Source organism: Phenylobacterium sp., assembly GCF_044358365.1.
Taxonomy (GTDB): domain Bacteria; phylum Pseudomonadota; class Alphaproteobacteria; order Caulobacterales; family Caulobacteraceae; genus Phenylobacterium.
Genome location: NZ_JBIKNZ010000032.1, coordinates 1 through 18,019 on the forward strand (window position 1 = coordinate 1; position 18,019 = coordinate 18,019).

The 18,019-nt window shown below is 65.6% G+C and carries 14 protein-coding genes; 6 read left to right on the top strand and 8 right to left on the bottom strand.

The window, feature by feature from the left end:
- Positions 1–728: 728 nt before the first annotated feature.
- Entirely contained in the window at positions 729–1,364 is a 636-nt protein-coding gene (locus ACIQ3B_RS10395; protein WP_397402253.1) for a hypothetical protein, read from the top strand.
- A 272-nt stretch (positions 1,365–1,636) separates the two neighbouring features.
- Here the strand turns inward: ACIQ3B_RS10395 and ACIQ3B_RS10400 are convergent, their stop codons facing one another.
- From ACIQ3B_RS10400 to ACIQ3B_RS10420, 5 genes are all read right to left on the bottom strand, one after another.
- On the bottom strand, positions 1,637–2,299 hold the full coding sequence (locus ACIQ3B_RS10400) for a hypothetical protein (protein WP_397402255.1): 663 nt from the start codon (positions 2,297–2,299) through the stop codon (positions 1,637–1,639).
- Positions 2,300–2,364: 65 nt separating this feature from the next.
- A complete protein-coding gene (locus ACIQ3B_RS10405; RefSeq protein ID WP_397402257.1) occupies positions 2,365–4,248 on the bottom strand; it encodes an alkyl/aryl-sulfatase in 1,884 nt (627 codons plus the stop codon).
- A 75-nt stretch (positions 4,249–4,323) separates the two neighbouring features.
- The gene (locus ACIQ3B_RS10410; protein ID WP_397402259.1) at positions 4,324–4,878 is read right to left on the bottom strand and encodes a lipocalin family protein; all 555 of its coding nucleotides are present in this window, start codon (positions 4,876–4,878) and stop codon (positions 4,324–4,326) included.
- A gap of 78 nt (positions 4,879–4,956) precedes the next feature.
- A complete protein-coding gene (locus ACIQ3B_RS10415; protein WP_397402261.1) occupies positions 4,957–6,003 on the bottom strand; it encodes a DUF2855 family protein in 1,047 nt (348 codons plus the stop codon).
- Positions 6,003–7,391: a carotenoid oxygenase family protein gene (locus tag ACIQ3B_RS10420; RefSeq protein WP_397402262.1), complete on the bottom strand. Its 1,389-nt coding sequence runs from the start codon at positions 7,389–7,391 to the stop codon at positions 6,003–6,005. The genes ACIQ3B_RS10415 and ACIQ3B_RS10420 overlap by 1 nt, the downstream gene beginning before the upstream one ends.
- A gap of 63 nt (positions 7,392–7,454) precedes the next feature.
- On the opposite strand from ACIQ3B_RS10420, the gene ACIQ3B_RS10425 reads away from it, so the two are divergent.
- The 4 genes from ACIQ3B_RS10425 to ACIQ3B_RS10440 all read left to right on the top strand — a co-directional run bounded on the left by ACIQ3B_RS10425 (position 7,455) and on the right by ACIQ3B_RS10440 (position 13,656).
- The gene (locus ACIQ3B_RS10425) at positions 7,455–8,072 is read left to right on the top strand and encodes a TetR/AcrR family transcriptional regulator (RefSeq protein WP_397402263.1); all 618 of its coding nucleotides are present in this window, start codon (positions 7,455–7,457) and stop codon (positions 8,070–8,072) included.
- 70 nt (positions 8,073–8,142) lie between these two features.
- Positions 8,143–9,294 (top strand): epoxide hydrolase family protein, encoded by a 1,152-nt coding sequence (locus ACIQ3B_RS10430; RefSeq protein ID WP_397402264.1) that lies wholly within the window; start codon positions 8,143–8,145, stop codon positions 9,292–9,294.
- A gap of 8 nt (positions 9,295–9,302) precedes the next feature.
- Positions 9,303–10,310 carry a beta-eliminating lyase-related protein gene (locus ACIQ3B_RS10435; RefSeq protein ID WP_397402266.1) on the top strand — a complete coding sequence of 336 codons (1,008 nt, stop codon included), beginning with the start codon at positions 9,303–9,305 and terminating at the stop codon, positions 10,308–10,310.
- A gap of 307 nt (positions 10,311–10,617) precedes the next feature.
- The gene (locus ACIQ3B_RS10440) at positions 10,618–13,656 is read left to right on the top strand and encodes a TonB-dependent receptor domain-containing protein (RefSeq protein WP_397402268.1); all 3,039 of its coding nucleotides are present in this window, start codon (positions 10,618–10,620) and stop codon (positions 13,654–13,656) included.
- Positions 13,657–13,743: 87 nt separating this feature from the next.
- On the opposite strand, the gene ACIQ3B_RS10445 is transcribed toward ACIQ3B_RS10440, so the two are convergent.
- Positions 13,744–14,706 (bottom strand): acetyl-CoA carboxylase carboxyltransferase subunit alpha, encoded by a 963-nt coding sequence (locus ACIQ3B_RS10445; protein ID WP_397402270.1) that lies wholly within the window; start codon positions 14,704–14,706, stop codon positions 13,744–13,746.
- 156 nt (positions 14,707–14,862) lie between these two features.
- Here ACIQ3B_RS10445 and ACIQ3B_RS10450 point away from each other — a divergent pair, with 156 nt between their 5' ends.
- Positions 14,863–15,807 carry a glycine zipper 2TM domain-containing protein gene (locus tag ACIQ3B_RS10450; RefSeq protein ID WP_397402272.1) on the top strand — a complete coding sequence of 315 codons (945 nt, stop codon included), beginning with the start codon at positions 14,863–14,865 and terminating at the stop codon, positions 15,805–15,807.
- 47 nt (positions 15,808–15,854) lie between these two features.
- Here the strand turns inward: ACIQ3B_RS10450 and ACIQ3B_RS10455 are convergent, their stop codons facing one another.
- Together ACIQ3B_RS10455 and ACIQ3B_RS10460 are read right to left on the bottom strand one after the other, a co-directional pair.
- Positions 15,855–16,772: a site-specific tyrosine recombinase XerD gene (locus ACIQ3B_RS10455; RefSeq protein ID WP_397402274.1), complete on the bottom strand. Its 918-nt coding sequence runs from the start codon at positions 16,770–16,772 to the stop codon at positions 15,855–15,857.
- On the bottom strand, positions 16,769–17,959 hold the full coding sequence (locus ACIQ3B_RS10460) for a hypothetical protein (RefSeq protein ID WP_397402276.1): 1,191 nt from the start codon (positions 17,957–17,959) through the stop codon (positions 16,769–16,771). Before ACIQ3B_RS10460 ends, ACIQ3B_RS10455 begins: the two co-directional genes overlap by 4 nt.
- Between the last annotated feature and the right edge of the window lie 60 nt (positions 17,960–18,019).

An 18,019-nucleotide genomic window follows, 5' to 3' on the forward strand; every position in this document is an offset into this window, starting at 1 on the left:
CCTGACCGCGATCTTGCGGCACGGCCATCAAGGCTCCCCAGCCAGGCCATGACCCCGTAGACAACCATAGACCAAGGTCAGTCCAACAACGAACCTGAGGCAACCGTGAAACCAATTAGACAACAGGATTTGCTGCTTCGAAACCGACAACTTTCCTGAAGCTCATTGCCGATGTAGCGGATGCCAAATGCGAGGCGCTGACCGACAAGTTGATACCTCCAAGAACCGCGGGAAACGCACGACTGTTCGAGCTGGTCCACGCACAACCCGGCCCCACAAGTCCAACGACTAGAGGCTACCCATGCAAGCCAGCGTTGTCGACGATGCCGTGGCTGTAGCCGTCCGAACATTAGGGCGCGGAAATACGCGGAAACACGGCGACAGGCTATCGCACCCCGTAGCTCCCCCTCCCAAGTCGAGTGCGCATCGTCAGATGCCTACCCGCCTTAAATCTCACGGATGATGCGAGCCTGACGTCCAGGCCAAGTCAAGGACGGCCCGCAGGGCCGCCGCAGGGCGGCGCGCGCGGGCGCGCGTCCTTGAGTTGGCCTGGGCGTCAGGCAAACTGGCTGCCATGAGATCCATGGCCGAGCCTGCGCCGACGCACCTCTATCCACCGCGCCAGCGTTCTGCCCCCTCGCCCCCGCGTAAGCGTCGTAGATGGCCCTGCGCAAAAACGGAGCCTCAAACACTTTACAACCCCTCCACAATGTTCTACATTTGTTCTCATGCACGACACCGCTGTCGCCCGCACCGAACATGAGCTCCGGATGGTGGAGGCGCTGGTCGACTGTGCGCATGCGTTGAGCGTGGCGGTGGCCGAGGCGGCGAAGGCGGAGGCCGACAGCAAACTGCGGATTCAGATGTTCGAGGCGTTCCAGCGCGGCTTTCTGGCCGTGCGGATGGGGATCCGGCTGTCGCTGATGCTGCGCGCTGCGCCGAAGTCCGTCGCCCGGCCCGAGGTCGAACGCCTCGAGACCGAACGGCTGGAAACCGAACGGTTGCAGGATCCGCCGGAAACTGACGAGCCACGCTTCACGACGGAACGCGAGCGCGACCGCGACTATGAGCCGGTCAGCCTGCCGAAGTTCCTCTCCACCCTGGGCGTGGTCGCCCGGGATGCGGCGCGCATCGAGGCCCTCCCAGCCCACGTCCGCGCCGACATCCTCCCCAAACTCGACACCCTGCTGAACGGCGCGAAAGGCCCTGCGGCATCGCCGGCCCCGGCCACTGCCACTGTCGCCCTGATGACCCGGCCCAAGGCCCCGCCGAAAGCGGCCCTGCTGGGCGGCGCCTCCACCCTCTCCGGCCCCCCGCCGGCCTTCCACGGCAAACCCCGCCCCCCGCCCTACCGGTTCGGCTGATCGGCCGCCAAACCCCTTCGCCCCTTGTGGGAGAAGGTGGCCTCGCGAAGCGAGGTCGGATGAGGGGTCGATAGCCCTCTCCGATAAGGCATTGAAATCATTCCGATAGGGCGGCGCGACCCCTCATCCGTCAGGCTTCGCCTGCCACCTTCTCCCACAAGGGGCGAAGGGGCGCGTAGGCCAATTCTGGCGCCAGCCTGAATTACGCAACGGTCCCGCAAGGGGCGAAGGGGAGCACTGGCGCCTGCCTCAACCGCAAACGCCCCCGGCGCTTACGGGTGGACCCTCACGTCCGCAAACCGGGCCGTGGTTCCCGGGCCGATCCAGAGCGCCACACCGCCCTTGCGTGCAGCGCCGCCCTTCAGGTCATTCACGATGAGCACCGGCTGGGTCGCCTCGTCGAGAAACAGGCGCGCCTTGTCGCCCGACACCACCACACGCATCCGCGTCCAGCGGCCCGGCTCCATGTCGGCATAGGCCTCGTAGCGCGAGGGCGTCTCCCGCCGTGTGCGCTCCCAGGGCCAGTCGGGCGCCGAGATGTACTGGACGGCGTGATTGCGGCGTTCCTGATCCTCCGCCCGCCCGTTCGTGGGCCGGATGTAGAAGGCCTCGCCCGTGGTGCCATCCTCCGACAGCCGGAACGCCACGCCCACGAACCCGCGCGCACCGGCGACGGCCCCGCCGGCCGGCGACCCCGCCACCCAGAGCTCGATCTCGCCGTCGCCGAACTCAAGTCCCGGCAGGCGCACCAGCTTTTCGAACTGACCGTTCGGCGCACCCAGGTCCTCGACCCGCAACGCCGCGCGACCGGAATAGGTCTCCGCCGACACCGCGACATTGCCCATCGGCCGCACGTCGCCCGGTGCCAGCGACGGCGCCTTGCCGGCGCCCATCAGCCCCACCGCCGCCAGGACCATCAACAATCTGCGTGACATACTGCCTCCATCGAGAGCCCGGACGATCTTGCCGACGCGCCCCACGCCCGGCAAGACCCACCCTCCTACGGCGTCACGATCGCAAAGTTCGGCGTCGGCGCCGTCAGCCAGCCCAGCATCCGCGCCAGCGCCCCGGCATCCCCTTCGGACGCAACGCCCGACGTGGGCTGTCCCACCAGGGCCACCGCCAGAAACTGCGCGCGCGGCATGGTGAAGACGCCGGCGGCCTTGCCCGTCTTAGGGTCGGCCTCATAGGTCAGCACCGAGTTCCGTACGCTCACCCGGAACCGCTCCTTGCGATCCGGGAACACCAGGTCGACGCTGACCGCGCCGTCCTTCACCTTGTCCGGGTCCAGCCGCACGGCCAGCAGGTCCAGCAGCATGGTCGTCGAGGTGTTGCGCACCAGGTCAAGGGCCGCGGCGCCCGGCCCCGCCGCGGGCCGCACGCCCACGCGCAGTTCCTGCGCCCCGGCCAGATAGATGTTGCGCCACAGCGAGCTCTCCGCCCCCGCCGCCTGCCGCTCATAGGTCCGCGCCAGCAGGTCGCGGGCGGGCTGGTTGGCCGCATCCGCAAACACCAGCCGGTTGGCCAGCGCGCCGGCCCAGCGGTCATCGCCCTTGTCGAACGCCGACTGCGCCGCCGCCAGCACGCTCGCTGGCCCGCCCATCATCGCCACATAGCGGGCGGCCTCATCCGCCGGCTCCAGCGGCGCCAGGTTCACCGGATTGGCGTCGTACCAGCCCATGTAGCGCTGATAGACCGCCCGCGAATTGAAGCTCATCGAGCCGTAATAGCCGCGGTTGTACCACTCCCGGTCCAGCGCCTCGGGCAGCTTGATGCGGTTGGCGATCTCGGACCCGGTCAGCCCCTCGTTCATCAGCCGCACCGTCTGGTCGTGCAGGTATTTGTAGGCGTCGCGGTGCTTGGCCAGATAGTCGCCGATCACCGCCTGGCCGAACCGGGGCCAGCCGTGGCTGGTCATCAGGATGTCGCTCTTGTCCCCATAGAGGCGGATCGACTCGCTGAGGTAGGCCGCCCACTCCTTGGCGTCGCGCACCAGGGCGCCGCGCGGCGTCAGCACATTATGCATCGTCGGATTGGCGTTCTCGGCCAGGTCCAGCACCTTCAGGTCCGGCAGATAGATGTTCATCTCCGACGGCGCCTCGGTGCCGGGCGTCATCTGGAACTGCATCCGCACCCCGTCGACCACCAGCTCCTGGCCCGTCCGGGTGATCTCCACCGTAGGCGGGATCAAGGTCATGGTCCCCGGGCTCACCGCCAGGCCAATGCCGGCGCTGACCTGCCCGGTCACGCCCTTGGGCAGGAAGGTGCCGAACTGATAGGTGGCGCGCCGGGTCATGGCCGGGCCCGCGATCACGTTCTCGCTGACGGCATGCTCCAGGAAGCCGGACGGGGCGATCACCTTGACCTTGCCGGCGTCCACGTCGGCCTGGGTGACCATGCCGCGCGCGCCGCCGAAGTGGTCGCCGTGGCTGTGGGTGTAGATCAGCGCTGCCACCGGCCGCGCGCCCAGCTTCTCGTTGGCCAGGTCCAGCGCCGCCTTGGCCACCTCCGAGGAGGTGAGCGGGTCAATGACGATCCAGCCGGTCTTGCCGGCGATGAAGGTGGCGTTGGAGATGTCGAAGCCACGCACCTGCCAGACGCCCTTGGTCACCTCGAACAGGCCGTGCCGGGCCAGAAGCTGTGACTGGCGCCACAGGCTGGGGTTCACGCTGGCCGGCGCCGGGCCTTTCAGGAAGTCATAGGCGTTCAGGTCCCAGACCAGATTGCCGCCGGCGCCCAGGATCTTCGGGTCCGCCCGCGTGCCCAGGAAGCCGAAGTCGGCGAAGGCGTAGTCCCGGCGATCGTTGTAGTCCGGCGCGGCTGCCGCCGAAGCCGCCCCGGCCAGCGCCAGCGCCGCCCACAGGCCTGCGATCAGTGTTTTCATGATTGTTCTCCCTGCGACGGACTTGCCGCAGGGCGGGGGCCTTGGCAATCGCCCGCCTGCGCGGCGGGCGCCGACCTAGTCGCGACCTGGGGTCTTCAGCACCTCGATCTCACCGGCATAGCCGATGGCCCGCACCCGGCTGATCAACGCCTCGACCTCTGCCAGCGGCGGCGCGACTGCACGGGTAAAGATGTAGACCTTCTCGAAGCCGGGTTCGGCCGAGATGTGCCATTCGCCGGCCGGGCCGGCGGCGATGATCCGGTAGGTGCGAACCGGGCGGAAGGGTCCGAAGCGATACTTCACCTCCAGCGCCGCGTTCTGGCCCGGATCCTTCAGCGTGCCGATCCCGGCGATCGCGGTTTCCTTGCCCTGAGGGCCGCCTTTCAGGCAGGCATCGCGGACAGTGATCCGGCCTTTGCCGTCGCGGCCATGCTCGGTGGTGGCGTATTCACAGCCACGCGTCAGGCCGGTGGGCGTGCGCGCCTGCTCGTACCACATGCCCTTGTAGAAGGTGGCCGCGTCCAGCGGTCCGGCCGTCGGGGGATCCGCCGGCTTGGGTGTGGCGGCGAAGGCGGGTGCAGCCATGGCCAAGGCGGCAGCGCCCATCAGGCTGATCAGCGAAACGTGCATTCGATTTGCCTCTCGAGGTCGTGGAAACGGTCGGCCGGAAGGACGCCTGATCCAAGGCGTTCGTATGGCGCCGACCCTCTATCCGGGCCTAACGATGTGGCCCTCATCGGGTTGCATCCGGCCCGCCACCACGTCGGCGTAAAGCGCCTGCAAGGCGTCCGGCCCGGTGTGGTGCTTCAGCTTCATCCAGGGATTGGCCGCGATGAAGCCGTCCAGCACGGCGGCAAAGCGAGAGCCCAGCTCTTCAGGACCCCAGTCCTTCATCCGCTGCCGGATGCGGTCCGGCGCGAAGAACATCACCGACTTGGGCCCGGTTGTCGGGCGTGGTCCACCCATGGCGTCCCAGTGGGTGATACCCACGCCGATGCTCTGCCGCAGCTGATCCTCAAAGGTCTCGTGCACGGCCTGGGTGACGGCGCTGCGACCGGCAAAGTCCACGTAGTCGACCGAGCCGTCGGCTTTCAGACTGCCGATCTCGTCGTAGGCCACGATCTGATCGTATAGATCAAAGCCGCGCAGCTTTTCGACGTTGCCCGGTGAGGTCAGGCCGATCACGCGCACGCCACGTTTGCGGGCCAGCCAGGCAAGGCCCATCGCTGTCTTGCTGGAGGCGCTGGAGAGCACCATCGTCTTCGCCGTCGACTCCGAAAGCTGATCGTCGAGGATGAACGAGGTCATCAACAACGGCCGCAACAGCGAGCGCAAGTCATCAGCCGGATCGGGTTCGGCCACCTGATAGGCGTTGTAGGTCGGCGGAAGCTCGGCGCGGTGTGCCGAAGTCTCGACGAAACCGTTCCGACCGTTCTGAAGCCGGGCCACCGTGTGGCTCGACATCGGCCAGTAGCCGAACAGCCTCAACCCCGTGGGCACATCGGCAGCCCTGGAACACACGACCGACGCAAAGCCCCAAACGGGGATTCTGCCCATGCCGTCCGGCGCCGGAAAGAACTTCCAGTAGCCGATCATGTCGCCGGCCGCGCCGTAGGTGACGTTGTTGGCCGTCAGCGCAAAGCTCTCGACCGCCAGCAGGGCCTCCCCCTCGGCCAGGGCGATGTCCGGGTCTGCGGCCACCAGCGTGGTGCGTGTCAGATCGCTCCGGTCGACGAGAAGGTCCCAGCCAGCCATCAGAGATCCGCCCAGTTTCCGTGGAAACCAAACGGCACCCGGCGCGGCATCTCTGCAATGCCGATCGGCCCCTTGGCGATATCCCGGGCTTCGAAGACGGCGAGGTCCGAGCGGTTCTCCGCTGCCCGCCAGATCACCGCGGTCAGCCAGCCGTCACCCTCGGCTGCGTCCGCCGAGCGCTTGACGAACACAGGCTCCGAGGTCTGGTCGCCGCCGTTCAGCTCATAGACCTGACGCTTGCCTGTGGTCAGGTCCAGTTGGGCAATGGCGCCCTGGCGGACGGTCTTCGCGCCGGTGGGATCGGCGGCGTACCAGGCATGCCGGTGCTTCAGCGTCTCGACCCGGGGGTCGACGCGGGGGAACTCGCCGTCCAGATCGTCCAGCGGAGTCTCGATTATGGCGTCGGAATTGCCAGCCAGATCGAAGGTCCAGCGCATCAGTCGCGCCGCGGCCTTGTCACCGGGCGATCCGTCGGCCTTCGGGAACAGGGGAGCCACGTTGTAACGCATCACGTCGCAGTAGATCTTGTCGCCGTCTTCCCACGAATTCAGCGGGTGGAAGACGTAGCAGGCCGGCGCATTGAACCAGCGAATGGTCGAGACATCGGCGTCACGGCGCATCACGCCGACGTAGGCGCCCTTGTCCGGCTCCCAGGCAAACGGTGGCAAACCTTTCATGGCCCGTTCCAGGCTGGCGGTCAGAGGCAGGATCGGGAACAGGGCATGGTGCTCTGTGACCATGAAGTCATGCGCCATGCAGGCGAAGGGCGCCTGGAAATCCTGACGGCTGATCAGCGTGCCGTCCGGGGCCGTGCGGCCATAGCTCATCCCCGCCGAAAGCGGCATCTCACCGACGCCATAGGCAAACCAAAGCATCTCACCGGTCTTGGGGTCGATCTTGGGGTGGGCCGTGACCTTGCCCTTGAAGGCGCGGTCGTAGCCCTTGGACTCCAGTGTCCGCGCATCCATGGCGAAGGGATGATGCGCCTCCTCCAGCGCCAGCAGCTTGCCGGCGTGCATCAGGACATTGGTGTTGGCGACGCCGCCTTCGTTACCCATCGCCAGCGGGTCAGTGGTCATCGGATTGCCCATGGCGCCGAACAGGTGGCGACCGTGCTCGTGTTCCAGCTCCCACTTGGGTGTACGGACATAACGGTTGCGGTAGCGGACCTTGCCGTCCTCGACGTAGAATCCGTGGACCATCCCGTCACCGCCGAACCAGTGATAGTCGCCCTTCGGATCGAACTGCGGGTTCGGACCAATGCGGAACAAGGCGCCGCGCAGGCCGGCCGGAATCTCGCCTGTCACCTTGAGGTCGAAATCATCTTCTGACCGCACCGGCGCGAAATTGCCCGCCAGGTAGGGATTGATGCGCACATCGCCGTCCATGACCATTCCCTCGGATTTGCTTGCGTAACTTACGTTGTAAATTCATTGTGGAACGCCTAGCTGTTGGCAAGCGTTTTCTTTCAGGTGCTGAGTCGAATGCCCCGGGTGCTATCCGCTACGGACGTCGCCGACTTTCGCGACCGCCTTTGCGAGGCCGCCGAGCGTCTGTTTGCGGAAAAGGGGCCCGATGCGGTGACAATGCGCCAGCTCGCCGCCGAGCTGGGTGTCTCGCCCATGACCCCCTACCGCTACTTCAAGGACAAGGACGATATTCTGGCTGCCGTGCGAACCAACGGTTTTACCCGGTTCGCCGAGGCCCTGGAGACAGCTCGCGGCAGCGGCAAGGGGGCCAATGTCGGCGAGGCCTATGTGGCTTTCGCGTTAGAGCATCCAGACACCTACAAACTGATGTTCGACCTCAACCAGCCGAACGACGACAGCTATCCTGAGCTGGTGGCGGCCGGCCAGCGCGCGCACGACAATATGAGCGCCTGGGTCAAGGACAGAATCGCCGCGGGCAAGATGACCGGAGATCCCGAGAAGATCGGCGCCATGTTCTGGGCCGCCACGCACGGGATCATCGTTCTTGAGATGGCCGGAAAGCTGCCGAAGGGCGCCGCTCAGGACTTGCGAAACCTGCTGACCGTGACTCTGGTGAAGGGACTACGCCCCGGCGCTTGACGCCTGCTGCGGAATGTCGCCCTAAGTCATCCGTCGAAGGTCCGGGACAGCGGACCTGGGGAGCAAACGCGTGAGCAAGATCAAGCCCTTCAAGGTCCACTGGAAGAAATCCAGGGTGCGCGCCGTGCTGGACCAGGTTCGCAACTACCCCTGGCCGCCCATGCCGGAGGTTCCGGACGGCTGGGCCTACGGGTGCGACGGCGCCTATCTCAAGGAATTCTGCGATTATTGGACGGAAGACTACGACTGGCGCGCCGCCGTCGACGACCTGAACCGGTTCCCGCAGTTCACGGCCCGGGTCGAAGATTTTGACCTCCACTTCCTGCACGTGGTCGGCGAGGCTGGCGGCAAACGACCGCTGATCATCACCCATGGATGGCCGGGCTCTCACTATGAGTTCTGGCAGGCGATCGAGAAGCTGGTCTGGCCCTCGAAGTTTGGCGGCGACGCCGCAGACGCCTTTGATGTGGTGGTCCCGTCCCTGCCCGGCTTCGGCTTCTCGTCGAAACCCAAACGCCCGATCGGCCAGCGCAGCACGGCCCGGCTGTTCAACACCCTGATGACAGAGGTGCTTGGCTATCAGACCTATCTCGCCCAGGGCGGAGACTGGGGGGCCATGGTGACGTCGTGGCTGGGCCGCGATCATGGCGCGCACGCCAGGGCCATTCACCTCAACATGATGGGCTTCCGCCCACCCGGCGGACCTCAAGGCGAGGCGGAAGTCGCCTGGGCCCAGCGGCAGGCCGGCGCGCAGGAGATCATGGGCGCCTACTTCCGCCTGCAGGTCTCCAAACCGCAGTCGATCGCCTGGATGGGTGCAGGCAATCCCGTGGGTCAGGCCGCCTGGATCCTGGAGCGCTTTCACGACTGGTCCGACCTGTCGGTCAAGTCGATGGACGAGGCCTATCCGAAGGACCGCCTGCTCACCAACATCATGATCTATGTGATGACCGAAAGCTTCACCACCGGCGCCTGGTACTATCGCGGCCTGGTGGAGGAAGGCGGCCTGGCCTTCGCCCCGGGCGAACGTCTGGAAACCCCCACGGCCTTCGCGAATTTCCCCGGCGAGCCGCTCTATGCGGCGCCGCCCCGCAGCTTCGCCGAGCGGGCGCACAACATCGTCCGTTGGACCGATATGCCCCGCGGCGGGCACTTTGCGGCCATGGAAGAACCGGACCTGTTCGTTGACGAGGTGAGGGCCTGGGCGCGGGAGGCAGGGTAACCCGTCCCATGCCTCGCTATGACTTCGCGTCCGACAACACCGCGCCCGCAACGCCTGAGGCGATGGCGGCGCTCGCCGCAGCCAACACCGGTTTCGCCTCCGGATACGGGTCTGACGCCACCAGCGCCCGCGCCGCCGACCTGATCCGCGCCTGGCTAGACGCCGACGCAGAGGTTCGGTTCGTGGCGTCCGGCACAGCGGCCAACGCCATCGCCCTTTCAGCGCTTTGCCGGCCGTTCGAGGCAGTGCTGGCCCATGAGCACGCCCACGTCTGCACCGATGAGACCGGCGCGCCCGGGTTTTTCGGGCAGGGTCTGGGACTGATTGGCCTGCCGGGCGCGTCCGGCCGCATCGACCCTGCGAGCCTCACCGGCCCGCTCGCCGCGCCCGATGTCGCCCATCGCCAGTCACCGGCCGCCCTCTCGCTGACCAACGCGACAGAGTACGGAACCGTCTACCCGGTCGCTGATCTACGGGCGTTGATCCAGCCGGTTAAGGCCATGGACTACGGCGTGCACCTCGACGGTGCGCGGCTCGCCAATGCGGCGGCGGCCGGCTTCGACGTCCGGGCCATCGCCGGCCTTGGCGTCGACATCCTGGTGCTGGGCGGAACCAAGGCCGGCATGCCGCCCACCGAGGCCGTGGTGATCTTCGACCGCACCCTGGCCCGCAGGTTCGACGCGCGCCTGAAACAGGGCGGTCAGCTTCCCTCCAAGGGCCGGTTCTATGCCGCCCCCTTCATCGGCATGCTGGAAGACGGCGCTATCGCGCGCCACGCCGCCCACGCCAACGCGATGGCGCGTCGACTGGCGGCTTCGATGCCGTTCCGGATCACCCACGCCGTCGAGGCCAATGCGGTGTTTGTAGAGATGGACGAAGACCGGCTGACTGCCCTGCAAGCGAGAGGCTGGTTCGTCTATCGGTTTCTCGACGGCTCGGTGCGCTTCATGTGCTCCTGGGCGACGACAGAGGGCGCCGTTGATGAGCTTGGCGAAGCGTTGCGACGGATCGCCTGACGGCATCATTCTACAACGGTTCACTACCCTCAGGGGTCACTTTTGCCGCTGGATTGGCCTCGTGTGGCGCCAAGGGCGCACGTTGCCTCAAAAGTGTATCAGGATCCGATTGCGTTACCAGATTGTGGCGGCTTTTCGTTGCTTAGACGGCCTTTGCGTGACACTGAGATGTCAAGTTTCCGGTAACCGAACATCCGGATTCCAAGTCCCACAACCTTTCATGTAGGCCGCTAAAATGACGATCCTTTCGCGCCTAGCGCTCCGCAATGTCCTTCTCGCCACTGTAGCATCGACCAGTATCACTGCGATGCCGGCCCTGGCACAGGAGGCGGCTTCTGCGCCCAATGGCGCCGCGCCTGAACTTGATGAAGTGGTGGTCACCGGATCGCGGATCCGTCGGACAGAACTCACCTCCGTTCAACCAATTCAGGTCATCACCAACCAGCGCATTGAAGAGCGCGGCTTCACCAACGTCGCCGATGCGCTGAACGAACTTCCGTCATCCGGTATCCCGGTCAACCCGATCGGTGACCAGGCGGGCTTCGGCACCGGCCGGAACTTTGTGAACATCTTCAACCTCGGCACCAACCGTACTTTGACACTCGTCAACGGCCGCCGCTTTGTCGGCGGCAATGCGGCTTCGATCTTCTCCGGCGCTGGCGCTGGTGGACAAGTCGACCTGAACGTCATCCCGACCGGCCTGGTAGATCGTATCGAAACCATTCAGGCCGGCGGATCGGCTGTCTATGGCTCGGATGCCATTGCCGGTGTCATCAACATCATCACCAAGACCCGCTACGACGGGGTCGAGGTGGATGGCCGCTTCGGAATTTCCGATCACAATGACGGCGAAAGCTATCGCGGCCGGATCATCGCCGGAACCAGCCTTTTCGATGACAAACTCAGCATCGCGGGCTCCTACGAGTACAACGAAACCACAGGCCTGCCCTTCACCTCGCGCGCCGTGACGGCGCGTCAGATCGCCTTCGCTGTAAATCCAGCGAACACGTCATCCACCGACGGGATCCCGGGCTCCATCCTCATCACTAATCGCCGGATTCCGGAAACCACTCTGGGCGGCCTTCCCTTCCGCACAGGCGGCGCGGCCGTTTCCGGCTTGCTGACAATCCCCGACCCCGCAAACCCGGCCGCGCGGGTCGCCGCACAGTTTGGGCCCGGTGGCGTCCTGTTACCCTACAATCCCGGAACGTTCTTCCAGTCGAGCATTGCTTCTGGCGGTGACGGCCTGAACCTGGCGGAACTGGCTTCACTTCAATCACCGGTGAAGCGCCATGTGGCGACCGGGTTTGTAAACTACAAGATCAACGACAACCTGCGTCTCTCCAGCGAATTCTTCTTTGCGAGGTTCGACGCTTTCGAGCCCTTTAACCAACCCATCTTCAATGCGCCCCTCTTCGGCGGCAACTCAGCTTCGCTTTCGATGTCGACAGCGAACCCGTTCCTGCCCGCCGCGACCCGAGCCGCTATCCTGGCGCAACCTACCTTGCTGCCTGCGGACCCGGCCAATGCTGGTGAGCGTCTGTTCTTCCTGTCGCGGTCTTCGGCCGATATCGGCAACAACAAGACCAGGGGCAAGGGCGATACAAAGCGCGCCGTCTTCGCTGTCGAAGGCGACTTCGAAGTTCTCGATCGCAAGTTTGACTGGAATGTCTCGGCCAACTTTGGTGAGGCGAAAGGCGACTTCCGCAGCCCGAACATTGATCAATCGAAGTTCCTGCTGGCCATTGATGCGGTCCGCGACCCCGCGACTGGCGCGGCGGCGTGCCGGAACGTGACAGCGCGCACACAAGGGTGCGTTCCGCTGAACCTTTTCGGACTGGGTGGACCGTCCAAGGCCGCAATCGACTACGTCGCCGTACAGTTCCAGAGCGATTTCAAGATCCTGCAGACTGTCTACAACGGCAACCTTTCCGGCAGTCTCTTCACACTGCCGGCGGGCGATGTGAGATTCAACGTGGGATACGAGTACCGCCTCGAAAAATCAGATTTCAATCCGAACGACCCCCAGGAACGCGGAGTCGGACGTTCTGCGGCCATCAGTTCTCTCGCCGGGAAGTACAATACGAACGAATACTATGCTGAAGGCGTTGTTCCCATCTTCGGCGGCGACTTCACACTGCCGCTGATGCACAGTTTGGAACTCGATGGCCAGTATCGCCACGTCGAGAACTCGCTGGCCGGCAAGGATGAAGCCTGGACCTACGGCTTCCGCTGGAAGCCCATCAGCGACCTCATGATCCGCGCCCAGAAAAGCCAGTCGTTCCGTGCGCCGGCCATCACGGAAGTCTTCCTGCCCAACGCGACCAGCTTCCTCACGGCGACCGATCCGTGTGATGCCCGCAATATCGCCAGTGGCCCAAATCCGACGGCGCGCGCAGCCAATTGTCGGGCCGCGTTCACAGCATTGGGCCTTCCGGCGAACTTCTCTTTGACCTCACAGGTCCAGGCGGCCACGGTGCAAGGTGCGACCTCCGGGAACCCCGATCTGCGCAACGAGGTTGCCGACCAGTGGTCAGCGGGCTTTGTTTACCAACCTCGCTGGCTCGATGGCCTGACGGTCAGTTTTGACTGGGTGAACATCGAACTCAGCAAGGGTATCTTCAACTTCGGTCTGACCTCGATCCTGCAGGTCTGCTATGACTCTCCGACTGCACAGGACGCCTGCAACCGCTTCATGCGCGGCACGTCAACGGCGGCGCGTCCTGGACAGATCCTCGGGTTCGGCGAGGCCGCCGGCAATGGTCAGACCTCGATTGGTCCGCAGACAGGCTTCATCAATGCAGGCTACATCAATTTCGAAGGCTACACGGCTGGCGTAAACTACAGGGTCGAGCTGGATAGCGTCTTCAACGGCGCTTTCGCAAACTGGCTCAACGGCAGCCCCGGTCGCTTGGACTTCGACTTCGACATGTATTGGGTGGATAGCCAGGAGACCTCGGTCACAGGGCTCGGATTCGACGTGAACCGTGACGAAAGCGAAATCGGGAACGCAACCTGGCAGTGGAAAATGGAAACCACTTACAAGCGCGATGACCTGCAGTTGGTGTGGACTGTGAACTATCAAAGCGAAGCCGTTTTCAATAATGACTTCAACCTGGAAACCCGGTTCCCGCTGCGCGTGAACGATTACTTCATCCACGATGCGGCCCTCAGCTATGACCTCTCGGGATTGGGCAAGAAGACGGGTCTGGGCTTCGACAAGGTTGTCGCCCGCCTCGTCGTGCGTAACCTGTTCGACAAGGAAGCGCCCTACGGCACGACGGGCCTCGGCGTCTACGATCCGATCGGACGCTACTATCAGGTTGGCCTGACGGCCCGCTTCTAAGCCGCCGCCCACTTACTGCCATACGACAAGAGCCGCCGGGGTGACCCGGCGGCTCTCTTCATTTCAACAGGATAGGCGACAGCCCGACTATGTCAGCCCGCTCCGCCCGATCGCGTAGAATCGCTCCGACCGCCGGGCCATCAGCACCTCAGACGACAGGCCCTCCAGCGCCTTCAGTTCCTCTTCCACCGCATCGCCCACCGCGCGCATGGCGGCCTCGGGATCGGCGTGGGCGCCGCCGGGGGGTTCCGGGATGATGCGGTCGATGATCTTCATACGCAGCAGGTCCTGCGCCGTGATCTTCAGCGCCTTGGCCGCCTCGGCCGGCGTGCGTGCGCCGCGCCAGAGGATCGAATTCGCACCCTCGGGCGGGATCACCGAATAGACCGCGTGTTCCAGGATCAATACCCGGCTGCCGCAGGCCGTGGCGATGGCGCCGCCGGAGCCGCCCTCGCCGGTAATCACCGCCACCATCGGCACCTTGAGCAGCAGCGCCTTTTCGGTGGACCGCGCGATCGCCTCGGCCACGCCGCGTTCCTCGGACGAGATGCCCGGATAGGCTGCCGTGGTGTCCACAAAGCTGATCACAGACAGACTGAATCGCTCGGCCAGTTCCATCAGCCGCACGGTCTTGCGGTAGGCCTCGGGTCGCGCATAGCCGAAATTGTGCTTCACCCGGCTGACGGTGTCGTGGCCCTTCTCGTTGCCCATCACCACCACCGCGCGGCCACGGAAGCGACCCAGCCCACCCATGATCGCCGGATCATCGGCAAACTTGCGGTCGCCGCGCAGTTCCTGGAACTCGTCGATCAGGGCAGCCACATAGTCGATGAAGTGCGGCCGGTCCGGATGCCGCGCTACCAGGGTCTTCTGCCAGGCGTCGAGGTTGGAATAGGCGTCGCGTCGCAGGTCCTGCACGCGGATTCGCAAAGCCTGGATGTCGTCGTCAAACGCTCCGGGGTTTGCGGTCTCGGAGAGCTTCGACAGTTCCTCGATCTTGGTTTCGAGGTCGGCGATCGGGCGCTCGAACTCGAGGTAGTGCGCGGCCATCAGGGATCCGTGATTTGGGGCGGCGGGCCCGGAAGCGCCGGAAACTAGGCTTGAACGGCCTTTGTCACAAGCGGGGAACAGGACCTGCACCCCGCCAGAGGGAACATCTTGGCGTGACCGGGGTTCTGCTCCGATCGAGGAGACAAGGAAAACAAGATGCCCTCATCGCATGCAAGATTCGGTCTGGCTTCAGCCCTGCTGCTGACCCTGGCCGTGCCGGCAGCCGCCCAGCAGGCGCGCCAGACGCCTGAATCTCAACGCGCCCAGCAAGCCTACGAAAGCCAGCGCCAGTCCTACGAAGCCTCACGAGACCAGTATGACGCCCGCCGCGAGACCTACAACGACGCCCGCGAGGAATATCAGGAAGCCCGCCGGGACTACGACCGCCGACTGAGCGACTGGGATAGAAGTCGAGCCGCCTATGACGCACGTTTCGGAACAGGCGCCTATGCACGGTATTACGCCCGACCGGACTGGAACGAAGGCTACTGGGCCAGCAACAATGCGGGCGGCCGCGAGCCCGGCGACCAGGTGCGCGCGGACTTCGCGGAGGCGCGTCGCGACCATGACCGGCGTATGGTCGACTGGGAACGCGCGCGGGCGAACTATGATCGACGCTATGGAGCCGGCGCCTACGAACGCAACTACGCGCGACCAGTATGGAACGAAGCCTACTGGTCCAGCGGCGATCGGTACACTTCTGCCTCTCCAGGCACGGCCTCGCTTTGCAACAACAACTCCCCGGTCGCTGGCGGCGTGATCGGCGCCATCGCCGGCGCTGTGCTGGGGTCGAACGTTGCGGCCCGCAACGCCCGCACGGAGGGCGCCGTGTTGGGCGGCGTACTGGGGGCGGCTCTTGGCGCTGGCGTCGGCAATGCCAACGACAAGTACAAGTGCGACCAGCGCGGGCCATACTTTGCCTACAACGAGACCCGCCCCTATCGCGAAGGATCGAACCAGTACGCCTCCAGCTTTGACCGCAGCTACTACACCCGAAACCGCTGCCGTCTGGCGGCCGCGCCGGTCGACCGTTATGGCCGCGATGTTCGCTATGTCCGGGTCTGCCCGGACGAAACCGGGCGCTACCGCATCACCGGATAGCATCGGAAACGCATCTGACGACGTAGCTTGACTGGCGCCGGTAGCCCTTAAGGCTTCCGGGCCAGCGGGTGGCGACCCTGCACAACCTCGATCAGCCGGTCCGACGCCACATGGGTATAGATCTGGGTGGTAGCGATGTCGGCGTGACCCAGGAGCTTCTGCACGACCCGCAGATCCGCGCCTCCCTCCAGAAGGTGGGTCGCGAAGGCGTGGCGCAGCACATGGGGGCTGACCCGGGCGGGATCTATCCCGGCCCCGGCGGCGGCCTCGTCCAGCACCTGGGCAAAACGGCGCGGCGTCAGGCGCCCGGCCTTTCCGCGCGAAGGGAACAGCCAGGGGTTGGCATAGTCGCCCTTGGGCAGAAACGTCGGGCGGACCTCAAGATAGGCCTTCACCGCCGTCCGTGCGGTGTCGTTGAGGGGCGCGAGACGTTCCTTGCCGCCCTTGCCCTTGACGATCAGATAGGCCGGATCGCGCGACAGCGCCGCCAGCGGCAAGGCCGTCAATTCCGAGATTCTGAGACCCGAGGCATAGGCCAGTTCCACCATGCAGCCGAACCGGAGGCCCTGGGCGCCGTCGCGCGCCGTGGCTGCGGCGATCAGATGGTTCATCTCCTCGCGGCTCAACACCTTGGGCAAGGGGCGCCCGCGTTTGGGCGCCTCCACCCGGCGCGAGGGGTCGTCGGGCCGCCACCCCTCGCCGAGCACGAACCGATAGAACTGGCGCACGGCGGCGCGGCGGCGCGAGGCCGTGGCCGGCGACAGACCACGCGCACCCATGTCCGCGAAGTAGGCCTCGACGTCCTCGGCGTGCGCGCCCGCCAAACCGCCGCAACGACCGGCCAGATAGCCCTCGGCGTCCACCAGATCGCGGGCATAGGCTGTCAGCGTGTTGCGCGCCGCCGCGCGCTCCACCGCCATCATCTCCAGAAAGGCTTCGGCCCAGTCGCCGCCGCGCCCGCTCATTTCAGGCCTGCAAGGCCTTCCAGAGCGAACAGGCGCGCGGGCTCGTCCAGCTTCACCTGTCTTAACGACCGGATGATGCGCGCGCGGTCCGCCACCGTCAGCCCGCTCGGCCCAGCCTCCGCACAGATCCACAGCGCCAGCAGCGCGGTCTCGCCCATCCGCCGCCCCTGCGCGGCGGCCTCGAGCGCGACGTTGCGGCCCGTCGGGGATCGGCCCTCGGGCACAGCGAAAGACGCCAGGCGAGTGCGGTCAATAGGGCTGAGCTCACCCAGAAATGCGGCCATCAGCAGCGCCGAACCCTGCCTCTTCGGACGGATCTTGAGGTCTGCGTCCATTGCCGCGCCGATCAGGGCAGACACCCCGGCTTCGGATGGCAGACCCTGGGTGAGGGCTGCGGCCAGCGCGGCCGTCGCCTCGTCAATCCCGGTCAGGTCATAACTCGGCGCCGGCGGGGCCTGTCCTGACAGGGCGGCGGCCACGGCAGGCGCAGGCTTCGCCGCGGCCACATCCAGCTTCAGTGACCGCGACAGCGACAGATCGAGACCGTTACGCAGCGATGCAGGGCCGGGCGGCGTCGCATTCAGTCTGGCACTCATCAAGCGTCCGTAGACAGCGTCCCGCGCCTGGGTTTGCGCCAGTTCAAACGTCAGATGGGCCTGATCGGACTGGCCTGCCTCGGCCTGGCAGAAAGACCTCAGTCGCAGCCAGTAGATGTCGCCACGCCCGGCGGCCAGGGCGGCGGCGATGGCGCACGCTCGCGTCGCATCTCCCGAAAGCAGCGCCACCTCGGCGGCGGCCTTCGACAGGCCGGCGTTGCGGTCGAGGCTCGGCGCCCGTTCCAGTATCCGTGCGGCGGCTTCAAGATCTCCAAGGGCGATCATGGCGTTGGCCCGCCCGGCCGCCAGCCCGTCATCGCCTGTCGAGCCCTCGGGGCCCGGCGCGCCTGTCGCCAGAACCTGCCTCGCCAGATGTGACGCCGCCGGCGACATCGGTCGGGTGGCCAGCAACGGCAGCACCGCAAGCGCCATCTCCGCCGGTGTTCCTCGCCAGAGGTCGGCGGGCAGCCCGGTGTCGCGGCCCGGCGTGGAAAAGGCGTCCGGCGCGGCCAGTTGGGTCACCTGCACCTGCCCGCTCGCCGGACCGGCTATCGCCACCAGAAATCCGAGAAAGAGTGCGATACGCATCATGCTCTCAACATACTCCAACGCCCGGCGTTGGCGCGAGGGCGCAACCTCGTGTAAAGCCTC

Coding starts and splice junctions, on each gene's coding strand:
- ACIQ3B_RS10420 (WP_397402262.1), bottom strand. CDS start 7,391: ATGGACGGCGATGTGCGCATCAATCCCTACCTGGCGGGCAATTTCGCG.
- ACIQ3B_RS10450 (WP_397402272.1), top strand. CDS start 14,863: ATGCCCTCATCGCATGCAAGATTCGGTCTGGCTTCAGCCCTGCTGCTG.
- ACIQ3B_RS10460 (WP_397402276.1), bottom strand. CDS start 17,959: ATGATGCGTATCGCACTCTTTCTCGGATTTCTGGTGGCGATAGCCGGT.
- ACIQ3B_RS10455 (WP_397402274.1), bottom strand. CDS start 16,772: ATGAGCGGGCGCGGCGGCGACTGGGCCGAAGCCTTTCTGGAGATGATG.
- ACIQ3B_RS10445 (WP_397402270.1), bottom strand. CDS start 14,706: ATGGCCGCGCACTACCTCGAGTTCGAGCGCCCGATCGCCGACCTCGAA.
- ACIQ3B_RS10405 (WP_397402257.1), bottom strand. CDS start 4,248: ATGAAAACACTGATCGCAGGCCTGTGGGCGGCGCTGGCGCTGGCCGGG.
- ACIQ3B_RS10395 (WP_397402253.1), top strand. CDS start 729: ATGCACGACACCGCTGTCGCCCGCACCGAACATGAGCTCCGGATGGTG.
- ACIQ3B_RS10440 (WP_397402268.1), top strand. CDS start 10,618: ATGCCGGCCCTGGCACAGGAGGCGGCTTCTGCGCCCAATGGCGCCGCG.
- ACIQ3B_RS10435 (WP_397402266.1), top strand. CDS start 9,303: ATGCCTCGCTATGACTTCGCGTCCGACAACACCGCGCCCGCAACGCCT.
- ACIQ3B_RS10410 (WP_397402259.1), bottom strand. CDS start 4,878: ATGCACGTTTCGCTGATCAGCCTGATGGGCGCTGCCGCCTTGGCCATG.
- ACIQ3B_RS10400 (WP_397402255.1), bottom strand. CDS start 2,299: ATGTCACGCAGATTGTTGATGGTCCTGGCGGCGGTGGGGCTGATGGGC.
- ACIQ3B_RS10415 (WP_397402261.1), bottom strand. CDS start 6,003: ATGGCTGGCTGGGACCTTCTCGTCGACCGGAGCGATCTGACACGCACC.